The sequence below is a fragment of the Pedobacter sp. T50_32 genome (assembly GCF_057652195.1).
In genome coordinates, this window is the sequence record NZ_JBYFBY010000001.1 from 797,706 (window position 1) to 810,992 (window position 13,287).

The following is a 13,287-nucleotide window of genomic DNA, read 5'->3' on the forward strand; positions in this document are numbered from 1 at the left end:
AAGTGGAAATCCTTTTTGGTATTGCCATCCTGAGCTTGTCGAAGGATTGATTGTTAGTTTGCAGACGCTTCGACAACGTCAGCTAGACACTAGGTAGTAGTTGCGCTCGCAAAAAGATTGGAATGCAAAGCGGGACTACAGCTAAAGAAGAACCACAGGTTTTAGCGTTCTCTTAATCAAATCGTTTGATTCGTTAATCTATTTTGTATTTTTGCAGCATGTCGACACAAACCAAGGAAGAAACCTTTACGCTGGAGGAAATTTTAACCTCGCTGAAAACGGTTCATCGTTTAATTCTTTGGAATGATGATGTAAATACCTTTGAGCATGTAATTTGGTGTATGATGAAATACCTGGACTACAGCGAAACGCAAGCAGAAAAAATTGCTTGGGAAGTACATAACAAAGGTAAGTGCGCAGTATTAGAAGGCTCTTTTACCGAGATGGAAGTATACCGAAAAATTTTGCAACAAGAGGGTTTAACCGTTACTGTTGATTAGTTTTCTCCAGATATTGATCTAACTTTTTCTTAGCTGTTTGACGCACTTTTTCTTTGAAGGAGTTAGTCCAACCGAGTAAAAAACCGCCTGCTCCAAAAGCTTGTTTTGCCCATTTGTAAAAATCGAAACTGTCGGTGTGTTTCACTATTTTACCGTTCTCGATCTCAAATTCTGCATTTATTTTATTGATGACTTTTTTGCCGGTAGCACTGAAAGTATAGTGCGCCTCCCAGTAAGCAGTTACTTTGTTGCCGTCTTCTTTGATGTTGCCAAAGGTCATGGCCATATCTTTACTACTCGAAATCAACATTTGCCACATTGCCCTAACTTGTTTTGCATCTAGATTTCGAAATACTGAATCGTTAAAAGTAGCATTGTCGGCGTAGCTTTCTTGCATGGTTTTATAGTCCTTTTGCTGAAAAGCGGCATAAAATTGCTGTATCAGTTGTTCGTTAGCTGTCATGATTTCGAGTTTGGATTTTTAAATTTAGCAAAACAATTAACCTTACAAAAACATTAGTTTGATACTGGATGATTATCTTTAGGGAAATCTAAATCATCTGATAAATTTAATTCATAAAAAATGAAAAGACACGCAACCGCCTTGTGGAATGGCACAGGCAAAGAAGGCAAAGGTACTTTAACTACGCAAAGCACAACTTTACAGGATACGCAATATTCTTTCAAAAGCAGATTTGAAGAAGGTACTGGCACAAACCCTGAAGAATTGGTAGCTGCAGCACACGCTGGATGTTTCAGTATGAAATTGAGTTTCAACATTTCTGCAGAAAATATTACTCCAGAAAGCATCGAAACTAAAGCGACAGTAAACTTAAACCCAGAAAAAGGTGCGATTGATAATATCCACTTGGTAGTGAAAGTAAAAGCAGAGGGTTTATCTCAAGAAAAATTTGACGAATTGGTTGCTGATGCAAAAGCGAATTGCCCAATTTCGAAGTTATTGGATACTGAGATTACTTTAGAGTCTGAGTTACTGTAATTGTTAATTAGCCACAGATGCACAGATAAGATATACAATAAGGAAATAATTATCTGTACATCTGTGGCTAAAATCATTTAAACCTTATCCTACTCTTATCCCTTAACTTCTTTTAACTAAAAACAACGTTGATTTTTTACAAAAAATAGTACATTTGGTTTTCAAGCATATTATTGATTACCAACGGTACACATGAAGAAGTTTTTTTTATTATCTGCCTTTTTATTTCTAGCCTTAACTAGTTTCTCTCAAAATATTTTTAGTCTTTTCGGCAAAGCCAATACTTTTTTCGATCTTTTTGCTGCTGGCAAATTTGAAGAAGCGCATGGTTATTTCTCTGAAGAAGGCAAAACCAAAATTACTGCCGAAAACCTAAAACAGTTTTGGACCAACATGGAGACGAGATTAGGCAAGGTAAAATCAATAGATGCTTCTGGTAGTCGTGCGCAAGGCGAATATTATGCGGTTACGGTAAGTGGCGAGTTCCAATACGACAAGCAAGATTTCATTTTGTTATTCGATAAAACGGAGAAATTGGTAGGTATGCACTTGCCTCCAAAAGCAATTACCTACAGAGCGCCGGGTTATGCAGATAGCACACTTTACAAAGAAAAATCTACCTACATCGAGTGGCCCGGGCATCAATTAGCGGCGGTAGTTACTACTCCAAAAGATGGCAACAGTTTTCCAATTGTTGTTTTAGTTCATGGTTCTGGCCCTAACGATATGGACGAAACCATCGGCCCAAACAAGCCCTTTAAAGATATCGCTGCTGGTTTAGCGGTTAACGGCATAGCTTCTGTCAGATACGTAAAGCGTACGGTAATTTACCCTCAAGAATTTGGTAAAGCTTATACTGTTAAGGAGGAAGTTTTGGATGATGCTTTACAAGCAATTGCGTTGGCAAAGACTGTTGTAGGTGTAGATCTAAAACAAGTTTATGTACTTGGCCACAGTTTAGGCGGTATGTTAGCGCCTCGAATTGCTACCCTAGCTCCAGATTTAAAAGGTATAATTTTAGCGGCGGCTCCGGCTAGAAGCCTACCAGATATTATCATTGAGCAGAATAAATACATGGTATCGCAAATTAAAGATACCTCTGCAGTGATGCAAAAGAACTTGGCAGATGCCATCACAGAAATTGAAAGGGCTAAAATTACTAAAGTTGGTAAAATGAAGCCAGACTCTATTATTCTAGGTTTGCCAGTAAGCTATTGGGCAGATTTAAATAGCTACAATCAGGTAGAAACGGCTAAGAAATTGAAGCAACGCATCTTCGTTATTCAAGGTGGTTACGATTTTCAGGTTACAGAAACTGATTTCAATTTGTGGAAAGATGCTTTAAGTGCTAACAGCAATGTGAGTTTCAAACTTTACCCAGATTTTAACCATTTGTTTAGTCAACAAGAGGCAAAAGGGAATGCAACGCAGTACCAAAAGCCTAGCAATGTAGAGCAGCGAACCATAGAGGATTTAGCAAATTGGATTAAGGAGCTTTAGAGCCTAGTGTCATACTGAACTTTCCGATTTATCGGAAAGCTCAGTATGACAAAGCTATTTAAAGTTCTGTGGTTTCCATCCACTCAAACCAGTTTTGCACTTTAAAATCGTAATCTAATTTACTTACGTTGATAGAATTGATTTGCTTCCATTCTAACAGCTCATCTTTAAACGCAGGTTTTTCCATTTCAGAAACCTCACATAAAGCCGTGTAATATGCTTCTCTAGTTGGATGATGTGGCGACACACCATGATAAACACCTCCGAAGTTCTGCGTTTCCAACAATTGCAAACAAAGACCGATACAATCATCCAAAGTAATTAAGTTGATGGGTGCTTTTCCGTTGGGTATATCGGCTCTACCAGCAAAAAACTTAGCTAAATTTCTGCCTGGGCCAATTAATCCCGCAAAGCGGATGATGGTTGTGTTAAACTGTGGATAAGCTTCCCAAAGATTTTCAGCTTCGAGTAATGATTTTCCAGCATTGCTCTCTGGTTTAGGGACTGAATTTTCATCAACCTCAAAATTTCCATCCTCAAAAACACCAGTAGAACTGATAAATACAACCTGTTTTACATTCACCGCAGCATCAGCGATGCTTTTTAATTTGTCAGGATAAGACGACGCACTTTCCGTTTTCGCTTTTGGTGGTACGTTCACAAAAAGCACATCAGCATCAAAAAAACTAGATGGCAAATTTGCAGCTTCGTTCAGGTTAATCTGATAAGGTTCAATGCCTTCAGTTTGTAATCTATCCAACTTATCTACACTAGTAGTAGAACCCTTAACCCTAAAACCTTTTGCAACCAATTCCTTCGCAAAGGGCAGTCCAAACCAACCGCAACCTAAAATACTAACAGTCTTTATCTCCATTTGTACGCAAAATAACATTTACGCCACAGATGCACAGATACTTTTGAGATTAAATCTGTGTATCTGTGGCTAATTAACAAAACGATGATAAACTGTAAGGAATTTAATCAGTAATTTTATCGCACAACAACAATCAAATAAAGATGAAATCAATTAAACTCATTTTAGTACTTTTTGTACTGGTTACCTTGGGCGAAAACCTACAGGCGCAAGGTTTAAAAATGCCTCAAGCAAGTACAACTCAAACCGTTTCTCAGGCTTTTGGCTTAGGTAAAATCGATTTAACTTATGCTCGTCCTAGCATGAAAGGCCGTAAAATTTTTGGTGCTTTAGAGCCTTTTGATAAGGTTTGGCGTACTGGCGCTAACTCTGCAACTGTAATTAAATTCTCTGATGCAGTTAAAATTGAAGGTAAAGATTTAGCGGCTGGCGAATATGCATTATTTACTATTCCAGGTAAAACCGAGTGGACTATCATCTTAAATAAAGGCACTAAAGAATGGGGTTCTTACACTTACAGCGAAGCAAATGATGTGCTACGTGTAAAAGTTAAACCTACTACCTTAAAAGATAAAGTAGAAACTTTCACTATCCAGTTTGCGAACATCAGCGACACAGCTGCAGATTTACAGTTATCTTGGGAAAACACTTTGGTAAACGTAAAATTAACTACTTCTGTTGATGAGCGTGTGATGGCTAACATTGCCGAAGCAATGAAAGGCGATAAAAAACCTTATTTTCAAGCTGCGCAGTACTATTACACCAACGGCAAAGACCTAAAAACTGCTTTAGAGTGGATGAACGAAGCCGATAAACAAATGACGGACGCTCCTTGGGCAAAACTTTGGAAAGCTAAAGTTCAGTTAAAAATGGGCGATAAAGTTGGTGCTGCAAAAACAGCAAAAGAAGGTTTGGAGATTGCTACAAGAATTAAAAACGAAGAGTATGTTCGTTTAAATACGCAGTTGATTGAGCAAACTAAGAAATAATACTTGTCGTCATTTCGACCGACTGTAAGGAGTGGAGAAATCTTTGAATAAGGTTTCTCCATTTTTTTTACCTCAGGTTTTTCAATTTTTGTAAAGCAATGTCATTACTACTATTTACGCTAGTCCCGCTTTCGCTCATAGTCCTCACCCTTCGATAAACTCAGGGCTCCGGGCTAATCCGCTCAATCGGGTTTGGAGAACAAAGGCTTGCAGAACATTTCATCTTTCCGTCATTGCGAAGTACGAAACAATCCTAAAGCGCCATACAATTGTAGTAAGATTGCTTCGTACCTCACAATGACGATATGGTTGTAGACCTACCTAAACCACTGGCGCAGCCTCAACTGCCTTCTCCTTTATCAACTTCTGCAAAATGTAAGCGATAATTACCACCGCCAAACAACCAATTACATTAAGCCATAAGTAAGCAACAACATCCGCGAAACCTAAGGCACAAACAATGGCTTCGGCTAAAATAGCAGCATAAAATACCGCCTTGCTTTGTACATTTTTAAGATAGAAGGCCACTAAAAACACGCCCAAAATAGTTCCGTAAATAAACGAACCTAAAATGTTCACTGCTTCTATCAGGTTTCCAATTTTGCTGGTAAACAAAGCCATAATGATACAAACCACTCCCCATAAAACAGTCGCCCACCTCGATGCATTTACATAAGCGCCATCGCTACCAGTTTTGTTAAAAATGCGCTTATAAATATCCACTACTGTGGTAGAAGCCAATGAATTAAGCGCACTAGCCGTTGAGCCCATCGATGCTAAGAAGATAATCGCAATCAACAATCCAATCAATCCCTTTGGCAAGTATTCGGTTACGAAACTGAGGAAAATATAGTTGTTGTCGTTCGTAGAAGCATTGGCATCATTTTTCTTCATTAGGTTAGTTAACTCTTCTCGAATTACTTTTCCATCTTCATCAGCTTGCTTTACCAAAATACGCTGTTGGTCAATTAAAGCTTGGTTATCTTGCGACAAAGCCACATCTAATTTCTCAACTTCTAGCTTCTTCTTTTCAAAGAGCTGGTCATGTTTCGTCTGTATTTGAGCTAGTTCAGCCTTGTACTCGCTTTTTTCGAGCTTATTTAATTCGTAGCTATTGAAAAATAAAGGTGCTTTATTATACTGATAAAACGTAAATACCAACACGCCAATCAGCAAAATTAAAAACTGCATTGGGATTTTAACCAGGCCGTTCATCAACAAACCCAATCGGCTTTGCCCAACAGAAGAGCCTGTTAAATATCTTCCCACCTGACTTTGGTCGGTACCGAAGTAAGACAATTGCAAGAAGAAACCACCAATAATACCGCTCCAAACATTATACGGGTTGGTCCAGCTGAAATCAAAATCTATGGCATTGGTTCTACCCATTTTTCCAGCAATGCTGATAGCTTTTCCAAAACCTACGCTTTCTGGCAAGAGATGCACCACCATTATTCCCGCAGCAAACAAACCACAAAAGATGATGGTCATTTGTAGCAACTGCGTATAAGATACTGCTTTTGTGCCACCAAAAACCGTGTAAAAAATCACCAATCCACCCATAAATAAAGTGGTGTAGGTAACGCTAATATTTAGAATGGTAGAAAGAATAATTGCAGGTGCGTAAATGGTAATTCCAGTAGATAAACCACGCTGAATTAAGAACAGAAAGGCGGTTAAAGCACGAGTTTTAAAATCGAAACGTTGCTCTAAATATTCGTAAGCGGTGTACACCTTCAACCTGTGAAAAATAGGTACAAAAGTGATACACAAAACAATCATCGCCAATGGCAAACCAAAATAGAACTGCACAAAACTCATTCCCGATGAATAAGCCAAACCTGGTGCAGAAAGAAAAGTAATTGCACTAGCTTGCGTGGCCATCACCGAAAGGCAAACGGTGTACCAAGGCATGCTCTGTCCGCCTAATAAATAGGCATCCATGCTCTTCGTCCCACGACTTTTATAAACGCCGTAACCTACAATTCCCAACAGGGTTAACAGTAAAACCGCCCAATCTATATTGCTCATTGGAAATATTTAGTAAAAGCATAAAACAAAGCGATTAATACCACCAACCAAAAGATGAGGAGGTAATAAAACTGTTTCCAGGTTTTTACGAATGGGGGTAGTTCATTTGGGTTTTCTTGCATGGTTGTATTTTTAAGTCTCGTCTTTTCGACTGGAGCGTAGCGGAATGGAGAAATCTTTAATACATATCCAAAGATTTCTCGGCTTCACTGCGTTTCGCTCGAAATGACGGGTTGCTATTTCGATAGTAAATTCGCAAACAAACGATAGGCTCCAGGTACACCCGCTGGCAACTGTCTAAAAAACGATAAAGAAGTATAAACAAACTTCCCTTTACCGTAATTAGCAACCAGCAACGAACCATCATTGGCAGCTTCGCCTGTATCATTCATTCTTAAAATCGTTTCATATTTCGGGTCAATATCATCTGCAAAATATAAGCCTCGCTCTTGTACCCAACCCTCAAAATCTTTCTCGGTAATCTTATTTGGAGCATTTAACGCTGCATGATTAGGTTTAGTAAAAGTAACTTTCGCATCTTCTTCGGTTACTCGTTTATTTACCAATCTAAAAGGATATGGACCAAAATCAGAAGACTTTAATCCATTATTAACATTGTACTGCGCTAACACAACACCGCCATTTTTCACGTAATCCATCAGCTTTGCTTGAACACTTTTAGCTTCCTCATTTACGTTGAAAAACCTTACGCCAATAACAATAGCGTCATAGCTTGATAGGTTATTTAAGAGTACTTGCGACGCATTTAAATGTGTTACTTCATAGCCAACTTGCTGTAAAGCATTACTCACCAAATCTCCTGCACCATCAATGTAAGCCACACGTTTACCAGCTATTTTCAAATCTGCCACTTCTAATTTTGCAGTCGCATTTGGAAATAAATTGATATCAGGAATATGGTCGTAACGAATAGTTCTAAGACCTTTACTTTCTGTTTCGCCAGCAATTTTTACTTGTAAAGTTAGCACAGCTGATGTTGAATTTGCAGCTGGTGTAATCGTAAACACCGTCAATTGCCCATCGCCTTTTTGCGCAAATTTAAAGCTAATTTTCTCTGGATTACTTTTCCATCCGGCAGGTAAAACTGGCACCAATTCTCCTGTTACATTTTTGCTGAAGCTTTTCAAATTTATTTCTATCGCCTTTGGCTGACCATTTACAAACAGATAAGCTTGGTCGCTCAAAGTTGCCGTAACTTTTGGTGCAATTACCAAAGGTTGGTATTGCTCGCCCTTAATTGGGTCGGTAGCCTTGAAAAGAATTGGTAAGCTTACATTAATCAATTCGCCAGCTATATCTACATCCAATTTTGCTTCCAAAGTGTTGGGATTTTCTGGATAACCTACATCGCTTTGCTTATCAACAATATAATAACCTATTGGATGATTTTTTTGAAGATAGTAAGGCTGTGTAATATCCTTTTCATTAGCTACCAAACGATGTGAGATTGTAGAAATTTTATTGTTTTGCAAAGCAATTGTTTGTGCAGCGGCTAGGTAATTAATTTTCGGCGCAGTTTCTCCATCTCTAAAAATAGCACTTACCGTGAACGGAACTTCATCGCCAACGGCATAACTCTGTTGGTTGGTTACTGCCTCTGCCCAAAAACCAGCGCAAGCTAAAATCATTTCATCCAGTAATTGATGCTTGAAACCTTTCTCGTTGGCAGTGAGCTTTCTCAATTTCAACAGGTTGGGCAAACTAGCCGAAGGTTTGTTAATGTTGAATTGCTGTTGTATCTCTTTCAACAGGTTTGCAATTTCATTATTAGTCACTTCGATGGTTATTCCATCAAACAATGTTGCTTTTGCAGGTTCTCCTGCGGTATGACTAAAGTATTCAAAGGCTTCTCCTCTTTGCAAAGTAGAACCAAAACCTTGGCTTTTGTGATTGGTACGACTGATAGCCGCAATTTCGCCATAATTTCTACCTAATAACGGATTGTAAATACCTACGTTAATTTTCAGTTGGTCGGGTGCGGTTGTATTGTTGTTACCGAAGTTGTAAGTGTTCCATAAAATTCGCTTCGCCTGCCACACAGACACTCCATTTTTCAGTTGTTCTGGAAACCTTTTGGCATCAGCCGCAGCTACAAAAGCTTCTCTTGCAATAATTGCCGAAGCAGCGTGATGTCCATGTCCAGCTCTGGTATCTTCCGGAAAGCGAGTAATGATTACATCTGGCTTGAACTTGCGGATTACCCAAACAGCATCAGCTAAAATCTGTTCTTTGCCCCAAATTTTGAAGGTTTCATCAGATGTTTTAGAGAAACCGAAATCGTTCGCTCTGCTGAAAAACTGCTCAGCACCGTCCACTTTTCTAGCGGCCAAAAGTTCTTGTGTTCTTATCTGCCCAAGCAATTCGGCTTGCTCGTTTCCTATTAAATTCTGACCTCCATCGCCTCTGGTTAACGATAAATAAGCTGTTCTTACTTTTGCTTCTTTGGCTAAGTAAGCGAGCAATCTTGTATTTTCGTCGTCGGGATGTGCCGCAATATAAAGTACGCTACCTTTTACCGAAAGACTTGCAATACCTTGAGCTATTTCTGCTGCATTGAGAGCGTTAAGTGTATTTAATTGCGTTCGCTGCGCTTTAACGAGACATGGCAATAGCAAAGCAGCAAGAAAAAATGTCTTGATGTTCATTATGGAATGGTTGTCGGGCTAAATTAGTTAATTTTTGTAAAAGGCTTCGGAAATGGAACATTGTTTGCGTAACAATTTGCTTAACACACAACACTAATTACACTAAAATGAAACAATTAATTTTCGCCTGCTTTGTCATCCTAAGTTTAGGGTCATGCGGCATTAATAAACAAGCACAACAAATAAAGGCTTTAGAGCAATGCGATTATCGCCTTACCGACGCTACTAATATCACTATTGCTGGTGCAGATGTAAAGAAAATCATCCAAAGCGGTGCTACTTCTTCAGTGAATTTTCCGGGCTTAGCTTTAGGCTTGTTAAGGAAAGATATTCCGCTTAGAGCAAAGCTGAATTTAGAAATTACCAACCCTTCAAATGCTTTAGCGGCTATCAACAACTTCGATTATATTGTACTAATTAACCGACAAGAAGTTTTTAATGGTTCGGTTGACCAAAGCGTAAGTATTGGTGCTGGGCAAACCACACAAGTGCCAGTACAAGTAAATGCCAACATCTATAAATTCTTAACAGATAATAAGATGATAGATGATATTGGAACTTTTATCAGTGGAGCAACGAATGGTTCAGAGAAAAAAGGTTTGGTCACTTTAAAAATCCGTCCGTCTATTAAAGTAGGTGGCGGTTTGGTGAAATATCCTGGTTACATCACGATAGATAAAGAAGTAAGCAGCAAGATTTTATTATAGAAATTATTTATACTTCGGCGGGTGGGGACACCCACCGATAGGGCGTCGCTAATGTTTGGTGTCCTCACCAAACACATTCTTAAAATAGACAAACCGCATGAGATTACTTATGCGGTTTTTTTTATGGGAAGATGATATGATGATAAACTGATTTTTTAGTTTAAACTATTTATTTAGTTTTGTGCAACATTTTAAAAGCCGCTGCGTCTCTTGAGTAAAATCAAACAAATGAAAAAACTTCTACTACTTTTCGTTACACTTCTTACTCAACAACTTTTATTTGCACAAAAAGGAACCGTAAGCGGAACTTTATTAGACAGCGTTAATAAAAAAACTACCCTGAATTTCGCGACTATTTCTGTTTTTAAAGGAGCTGATACTGTTTTACACACCTACAAGCTTTCAGACGATAAGGGCATTTTCAAAATCAACAACTTAGAAATTGGAACTAAGTATCGTTTAGTCATAAATGCTTGGATGTACAACGTGGTTCGTAAAGAAGTTACGTTAGACGCATCTCAAGCCAATCTAAACTTTGGCAACATCTATCTCTCAGAAAAAACAAACACACTAAATGAAGTTGTCATACTATCTGAACAACCTCCAATTATTGTTAGAAAAGATACCATCGAATTTAACGCTGCGTCTTTTAAAACTTTACCGAGTGCGGTGGTAGAAGATTTATTAAGGAAGCTGCCAGGAGTTACCATTGATGGCGATGGAGGAATTTTGGTAAATGGCAAATCGGTAAGTAGAATTTTAGTAGATGGCAAAGAGTTCTTCGGCGGCGACCAACAAATTGCAACGAAGAACCTGCCAGCAAACATCATCGATAAAGTGCAACTGACCGACGACCCAGAAGCAAAACGTAGAGACCCTGATATTGTGGCGGGTAACATTCCTCAAATTATCAACCTAAAACTTAAAAAAGCAATTAAAAGTGGTGCTTTTGGTAAACTTTATGCAGGCGGTGGACCAAAGGAATTATTCGAAGCTGGTGGTATCATGAGTTTCTTTAGGGATACCACTCAAGTAAGTGTGCTGGGTTACGGAAACAATGCCAACAAACCAGGGTTCAGCATTTCTGATGTAATGCGAATTGGCGGAATGCAAAGGTCTGGAGTTAACTCTACGTCCATTAACTCTGAGGGCGGCTTTAGTTTAAATGGAATTTCGTTTGGAGGAGGTATGAACGGAGGTATAACGCAATCTGGAGGTGCCGGTGCAAATTTCAATACGCTTACCAAAAAAGGCGTAAAAATTAATGGAAAGTACTTTTTAGGCTATAGCGATAACTTTATCGATTCGCAAACCGACGTAGACCAAACCTTGGCACAAAGAAGGTTGTTCATTAACACTAGCTCGCAGCAAACCAACAGAAATTACAGTCATAATTTTGGCGGAAGAATTGAAGCCAAGCTAGACAGTTTAACCAAATTAACTATTGAACCTACTGTTTCAATAGGTATCTCTAATAACCGCGGCGCATTAAGAACCAACACTTATAACACACAACTTTTATTAGAAAGTGATGGCGATAACAACTCTAGAGTAAAAGGTAGAAATACAGATATGAATTTAAGCACTAGCCTTTGGAAAGACTTTAAAAAAGCTGGACGTTCATTAAACCTTACCTTAAATGTTTCGCAAAGGGAAAACCTCACAGATACATACAATCTTAACGAAAGTAATTTCTATATCCCCCAAAATCCAAGCGAATATTTAGACCAATGGCGTGATAACAATATTGGCTATTTCAACATCAACTTAAATGCAAATTACAGCGAACCTATTAGCAAGTCGTTAAGTTTAAACATTGCTAGTAACGCCAACTATATCGATAATGAAAATGCGTTATCAACCTTTGTTAAAAACCCTAATAACCAGGCTTATGATATTGCAGTACCAAATTTGAGCGAAACTGTAAATCAAAGTGGCTTTAAAACCAACAACCGCCTAAGCTTAAGGTGGAAAGTGAACAAAGATTTGAACATTCAGCCCGGCTTCGTATTCAACACCATCGATTTAACCAACGAATTTGCAAATAACCAAGGTTTCGAACAGCATTTTCAGTTTTTTGCACCACAGTTAACCATCAGATACAAAAGTCTAAATTTCAGCTACTCGCCGTCGTTTAGAGAAGCTCCTGTAACTTACCTACAGCCTGTTGCTAACAACACTAATCCGTTTTTTATCCAAAATGGTAATCCGAATTTAAGACCATCTAAAACACACCAAGTAAACATGAATTTGTATAAATACGATACTCAAAAAACACTGAGCTATAATTTATACTTAGGTGGTAGCGTGCAAAACGACGGCGTAATTATGTCTAGAACCGTTAGCGATGGCGGTGTGCAGACTACCACACCCGTAAACCAAGATGGTATTTGGCAGTTCCATAGCAACGGTAATTTGTCGAAAGAATTTAAAGGCACCAGAAAACAATTTACCATCAGCACGGGCTATTGGGGTAATTATAACCAAAGCTATGTAATTGTAAACGATGTGAATAGTAAGAGTAGAATTATCAATGGCGGTCCAAGGCTTGGCGCTAGAATAAACCTTAACGATAAATTCGAATTTGGAGAAACCTACAGTTTTGGCTTCAACAAAAGTTATTACGAAAGCGATTTCTTCAGAGATTTAAATTATTACAACCACAGTAGCGATACAGAAATGATTATCCGTTTCCCTAAAAAAGTGGTTTGGGAAACCAACTATCGCCTACAGCATAACACGCAAACCCTTAACGGGCAAAACAACACCATGAGTTTTTGGAACGCTGCTGTTACTTTTCTTTTCCTAAAAAACGACCGCTTGCAATTGAAATGCAGCTTCAACGATATTCTGAATACCAATAACAGACGTTACGTCTACATCACCGAAAATACCGCTAGAGATTTGCGAGTGAACAATATTGGTAGGCACGGGCTCTTTACCCTCACTTACAACATCCAAAATTTTGGAGGCAAAGTTGGCGGAAAAGACACCATGTTTAGGTTCTAGCAGGGTTAATA

Annotated in this window: 10 protein-coding genes; 6 read left to right on the top strand and 4 right to left on the bottom strand. The window is 38.6% G+C overall.

Annotation, left to right across the window (positions count from 1 at the left end):
• Positions 1 to 218: 218 nt before the first annotated feature.
• Positions 219 to 500, top strand: a complete 282-nt coding sequence (locus AC23ME_RS03520) for an ATP-dependent Clp protease adaptor ClpS (protein ID WP_487726359.1) — start codon at positions 219 to 221, stop codon at positions 498 to 500.
• On the opposite strand, the gene AC23ME_RS03525 is transcribed toward AC23ME_RS03520, so the two are convergent.
• Positions 487 to 963 (bottom strand): nuclear transport factor 2 family protein, encoded by a 477-nt coding sequence (locus AC23ME_RS03525; RefSeq protein WP_487726360.1) that lies wholly within the window; start codon positions 961 to 963, stop codon positions 487 to 489. The two genes, AC23ME_RS03520 and AC23ME_RS03525, sit on opposite strands and share 14 nt — an antisense overlap.
• 120 nt (positions 964 to 1,083) lie before the next feature.
• Here AC23ME_RS03525 and AC23ME_RS03530 point away from each other — a divergent pair, with 120 nt between their 5' ends.
• Both AC23ME_RS03530 and AC23ME_RS03535 read left to right on the top strand, forming a co-directional pair.
• The gene (locus tag AC23ME_RS03530) at positions 1,084 to 1,500 is read left to right on the top strand and encodes an OsmC family peroxiredoxin (protein WP_487726361.1); all 417 of its coding nucleotides are present in this window, start codon (positions 1,084 to 1,086) and stop codon (positions 1,498 to 1,500) included.
• 192 nt (positions 1,501 to 1,692) lie between these two features.
• Entirely contained in the window at positions 1,693 to 3,000 is a 1,308-nt protein-coding gene (locus AC23ME_RS03535; RefSeq protein WP_487726362.1) for a DUF3887 domain-containing protein, read from the top strand.
• Positions 3,001 to 3,058: 58 nt separating this feature from the next.
• Here AC23ME_RS03535 and AC23ME_RS03540 read toward each other — a convergent pair whose 3' ends face one another.
• Positions 3,059 to 3,874: an SDR family oxidoreductase gene (locus AC23ME_RS03540; RefSeq protein ID WP_487726363.1), complete on the bottom strand. Its 816-nt coding sequence runs from the start codon at positions 3,872 to 3,874 to the stop codon at positions 3,059 to 3,061.
• A gap of 143 nt (positions 3,875 to 4,017) precedes the next feature.
• Here AC23ME_RS03540 and AC23ME_RS03545 point away from each other — a divergent pair, with 143 nt between their 5' ends.
• Positions 4,018 to 4,863 carry a DUF2911 domain-containing protein gene (locus AC23ME_RS03545; RefSeq protein WP_487726364.1) on the top strand — a complete coding sequence of 282 codons (846 nt, stop codon included), beginning with the start codon at positions 4,018 to 4,020 and terminating at the stop codon, positions 4,861 to 4,863.
• A 321-nt stretch (positions 4,864 to 5,184) separates the two neighbouring features.
• On the opposite strand, the gene AC23ME_RS03550 is transcribed toward AC23ME_RS03545, so the two are convergent.
• Both AC23ME_RS03550 and AC23ME_RS03555 read right to left on the bottom strand, forming a co-directional pair.
• Positions 5,185 to 6,894, bottom strand: a complete 1,710-nt coding sequence (locus AC23ME_RS03550) for a sodium:solute symporter family protein (protein WP_487726365.1) — start codon at positions 6,892 to 6,894, stop codon at positions 5,185 to 5,187.
• 236 nt (positions 6,895 to 7,130) lie between these two features.
• Complete coding sequence (locus tag AC23ME_RS03555; RefSeq protein WP_487726366.1) at positions 7,131 to 9,560, bottom strand: PIG-L family deacetylase; 2,430 nt, start codon at positions 9,558 to 9,560, stop codon at positions 7,131 to 7,133.
• 107 nt (positions 9,561 to 9,667) lie between these two features.
• On the opposite strand from AC23ME_RS03555, the gene AC23ME_RS03560 reads away from it, so the two are divergent.
• Both AC23ME_RS03560 and AC23ME_RS03565 read left to right on the top strand, forming a co-directional pair.
• The gene (locus tag AC23ME_RS03560) at positions 9,668 to 10,267 is read left to right on the top strand and encodes a hypothetical protein (RefSeq protein WP_487726367.1); all 600 of its coding nucleotides are present in this window, start codon (positions 9,668 to 9,670) and stop codon (positions 10,265 to 10,267) included.
• Positions 10,268 to 10,495: 228 nt separating this feature from the next.
• Entirely contained in the window at positions 10,496 to 13,276 is a 2,781-nt protein-coding gene (locus AC23ME_RS03565) for an outer membrane beta-barrel protein (protein ID WP_487726368.1), read from the top strand.
• Positions 13,277 to 13,287 lie beyond the last annotated feature (11 nt).

Coding starts and splice junctions, on each gene's coding strand:
- AC23ME_RS03550 (WP_487726365.1), bottom strand. CDS start 6,894: ATGAGCAATATAGATTGGGCGGTTTTACTGTTAACCCTGTTGGGAATT.
- AC23ME_RS03555 (WP_487726366.1), bottom strand. CDS start 9,560: ATGAACATCAAGACATTTTTTCTTGCTGCTTTGCTATTGCCATGTCTC.
- AC23ME_RS03560 (WP_487726367.1), top strand. CDS start 9,668: ATGAAACAATTAATTTTCGCCTGCTTTGTCATCCTAAGTTTAGGGTCA.
- AC23ME_RS03520 (WP_487726359.1), top strand. CDS start 219: ATGTCGACACAAACCAAGGAAGAAACCTTTACGCTGGAGGAAATTTTA.
- AC23ME_RS03545 (WP_487726364.1), top strand. CDS start 4,018: ATGAAATCAATTAAACTCATTTTAGTACTTTTTGTACTGGTTACCTTG.
- AC23ME_RS03535 (WP_487726362.1), top strand. CDS start 1,693: ATGAAGAAGTTTTTTTTATTATCTGCCTTTTTATTTCTAGCCTTAACT.
- AC23ME_RS03540 (WP_487726363.1), bottom strand. CDS start 3,874: ATGGAGATAAAGACTGTTAGTATTTTAGGTTGCGGTTGGTTTGGACTG.
- AC23ME_RS03565 (WP_487726368.1), top strand. CDS start 10,496: ATGAAAAAACTTCTACTACTTTTCGTTACACTTCTTACTCAACAACTT.
- AC23ME_RS03530 (WP_487726361.1), top strand. CDS start 1,084: ATGAAAAGACACGCAACCGCCTTGTGGAATGGCACAGGCAAAGAAGGC.
- AC23ME_RS03525 (WP_487726360.1), bottom strand. CDS start 963: ATGACAGCTAACGAACAACTGATACAGCAATTTTATGCCGCTTTTCAG.